Genomic DNA, 3704 nt, shown 5'->3' on the forward strand with positions numbered 1-3704 from the left:
CTTGTCCGGCGATGCTGTAACTGACATTGTTCAAATAATCGCTGCCGTTGTTCTGCCCTTGCGTCTGGCTCAGTGACACGACTCGTCCTTTGTTGTCGTGATTGATGAAATAATAATAGCCCGATGGATAGGTCAACTTCGCGGCTTGCCCCGCTTGATTGTATTGATACGAAGTCGCGTAACTCTTGTTGGCTATCCAGTGGGTGACGGATGACACGCGATTGAGCGAATCGTAAGCGTAGACCTCTTCGTAATCGGTCGTTCTGCCGCCGCCGACCACCACCGATGTGAGCAAGCCGTTAGTCAAATTGCCTTGCGTGGTGTCGTAATTGAACGTGACTTGCGGGGTCGCCGGTACACCCGTTGAGCCGACGTTGTAGCTCACCTGCCCTAAACGATTCAAGCCATCGTATGAATAATTCGTCACCACGCCACGGGCATCGGTCTTGGCGGTGACTTGATAGAATTGATTGTAAACGAACTTTGCCGTCCACAAGGTTCCCGTGCCGTCGTCAATCGAAGCCGTTTGTTCGGGGATGCGCTCATACAGGAGTCTCCCCAAATCATCGTACTTCCACGCCCGCGTTTGATTGCCTTGATTGACGCCGGTGAGTTTATCGAGCAGGTTGTACGAATAGGTGGTCTCCTGATTGAGGGTGCCGCTTGACACGTCCTGTTCGGTGACTTTGACGAGTCTGCCTAAACTGTCACTCTCGCGTTTGATTTTGCGATTCACCTGATCGGTCACGGTCACTGTCAACCCTGAATACGCCGTTTGAATGGTGTTGCTATCCGGCAAAGTTACCGTCGTCGCTCTGCCCAATGCGTCATAGACATAACTCGTCACATACGAAGACGGCGTGCCGCCTGCCGGGAACGGATTGGTGACGCTTGTGACTTGTCCCAGCGCGTTGTAGGTGGTGTTGACTTGTCCGCCGTGGGCGTTCACCTGTTTGATGACTCTGCCCCAACCGTCATACTCGGTGGTTTCGGTGACGGTTCGCGCCGTGCCGTTATCATCGTAGTTGGCGCTTTGACTCACCTGCAAACTGCCGTCCGTGTAGCTCGTGGTCGCGGTGGCTCCGCTCGGCGCGGTGGTTTCGGTCAAGCGATGCGCCGCGTCATACTCGAAACTCGTGGTCAGGTTATCGGGGTCGCTCGCCTCATTTGGTCCCGACTGGCTGGTTAGTAAACCGGTGTTGTAATCGGTCGCTAAGTTTTCCATCGTGTGCAAACCCGCCGCGTCGCCGCTCATCACACAATCCGCCGTCGCAGATTATCAGCGAGCGATGAACGATGCCAGTGAAAAATTGCCGAGCAGCGATAATTTGCTTTGCTATTAAGTTCGCCGATTACTTGCAGGATGTTTAATCAATCCGGTCACGCAATACTCTGCACACTTATTGATTTTGAGTGTAGTATATTCAAATAATATTCGCCTATAAAATTTACTTTTAATCTATCCATGCTTAGGGGGCGGCTTACATTAGGAACATTGATTATTCCTTCTTAAGGATATAGTGAGCTTTACATTTTCAGAACCTATAACCTTCAAATAAAATCTAGGTTTCTCAACAGCTTTTTCAATCATTATCTTTTTCTTAGAATCATCAGAAAAGTAGATTGTCGAAATAGCATCATATATTAAATTGGCGATATCTCTGAGACTAAATTTCCATAATGAAATGCCGGAGTGAAAACCTTGTTTATAGAGTTCTGTTTTTATTTTCATTAAGTCAAATTCGGTAAAATCTTCAAAATCTATTTCACCAATCATAAATTGCTTCCAATGTTTATGCCAAGTTGGTTTAATACTGATATCGATACCTTTTCCATCTTTTCTTAACTTTTGATCTACTTTTACATTGGTAAAAAGTCCAGTAGATTTTAAGTTTGAAATAAAACATTCCACTGCATACTTTTTCAGAGGTTGATTTTCAGGCATTGTTTGCCAAGCATATTCAAAAACTATTTCAGCTGGATCTTTTGTGAAAACAATGATTCGCCAAACCTTCGGCATATCTGCGGATTGAAAAAAAGTAACTTTCACCATCTCTGAAGATTGATAAAAAGTAGATACTAAGAAAGATATAACTAATAAGTGATTCATATTTTCTCCTATAATGTTTTCTAAAAACCTAATGAGAGTACACACGAATTTTCTGTATTTCATTCCCAACTTTATTTTGCAAGCGGCGGATTAGGGCAATCCTTCCACCCACCGACGTAATTTTTTTCAGTACCTCGAATGGCTATATAATCTGATTCATGTCCAGGTCTAACAGATTCAATTCCGCATAATACAAGTTCATTATTTTGACCAATAATTCCGACCCCAACTTTTACATGAATTCCTAAATTACCAGTGCTATTAGGAGGAAGGATATTAGCCACTTGATAAATGCCAATAAATAAATTTGGCTGTCTATTACCTGTTGTTCTTGAAGGATTACCCCATCCCTCAGGAGGTCCGAACTCTCGAACAACATCAGGTCGATATTGGGGTCCTGGTAAAATAGTAACCTCACCGAATGTTGCTCCTTTCGGAGCATTGTTTACTTCAATGGAGATTTGAAATCTACCACAAGTTTCTAAGTCTCCTTTTAATTTATCTAAAATTTTAAAACGAATGGTCAATGTTATTTGACTACAGGGATCATCTTCAGATACTCCAGGTTCTGATGGTCTTACGCCACCAATAAGACCGCCAAATAAAAAACAATAGGTAAAGCGATCAATAGGACCTAAGAAATCATCATAAATCACTTCGGGTCCAAAGGGACGGCAAGGATTTGAGTCAGGTATTGCCAACGGGTCTATTCCCAAAAATCCTTCCAAGCCCATGGGGTCGCGCATATTGATGGGGTCGTTCATTGTATAAACGTAGCGGTTCCAGCTTTGCGGATTTTGCTTCTTGCCACTGCTGCCTAGTGGGTCTACTCTGGTGAACCTTCCGACATTCGTATTATCAAGCCGGTTAATGGCGTAGTCGTTACCGCTCTCGCTATCCCGTTCATAGCTGGTGAATTTGTGTTTGTCGGTCGTGCCTGATACGTTGAGGTCTTCACCGAATGGCAGATGGGCTTGTCTGCCAACGACATTGCCATTGGTGTCGAGTACGGCTCTGGCGCTCATTCGGTCTGAAAGAAAATAGTGCGTCGTGCCGCTCTCGGTTTTGTTCAACATTCGATTGCCCAAATAAGTGTAGTTCACAATCAACGCCCCGCTTGCGCCGTTATGTTCCGCCAAGACTTGTCCGCTTTGCCACACATAATGCGTTACACTTGAACCAAAGGTTTTCTTTACCCGACAATTATTTTGGTCGTAGGCATAGGTCGCCGTCGTTCCCGAATCCACCGACACCACGCGATTCTCGGCATCATAGGTGTACGAGTGAACGCCATCGTTCGTCACATTGCCGTTCGCGTCATACGAATAGTTCACGGTTGAACCACTGGTGACGCTGGTAATGCGGTTGTTGGGCGCGCCGCCTGATTGGGTGAGGCTGATACTTTGAATCTGATTGCCGCCGCTCGTGGCATCATAAACCGATGTCCGATTGCCCCAACGGTCATAGACGAATCGTCGTTGCGCGCTCACTGAATTGGTCGTTTGATTCGAGGTAACAAGTCTGCCGAGATTGTCATAGGTGTACGCCGCGCTCTCGGTCGTAGAATTAATTGACCCGCTGATTGACATCAACT

General features: G+C 45.7%; 3 protein-coding genes. All 3 read right to left on the bottom strand.

What is annotated here, in order from left to right:
• Nucleotides 1-1255: hypothetical protein (locus AB1757_31170; GenBank protein MEW6131529.1), on the bottom strand; the 1255-nt coding region annotated here is incomplete at its 3' end.
• A gap of 231 nt (nt 1256-1486) precedes the next feature.
• Complete coding sequence (locus AB1757_31175) at nt 1487-2110, bottom strand: hypothetical protein (protein MEW6131530.1); 624 nt, start codon at nt 2108-2110, stop codon at nt 1487-1489.
• A gap of 71 nt (nt 2111-2181) precedes the next feature.
• The coding region (locus AB1757_31180; GenBank protein ID MEW6131531.1) for an RHS repeat-associated core domain-containing protein at nt 2182-3704 on the bottom strand (1523 nt) is incomplete at its 5' end.

Source organism: Acidobacteriota bacterium, from assembly GCA_040754075.1.
GTDB lineage: Bacteria > Acidobacteriota > Blastocatellia > UBA7656 > UBA7656 > JBFMDH01.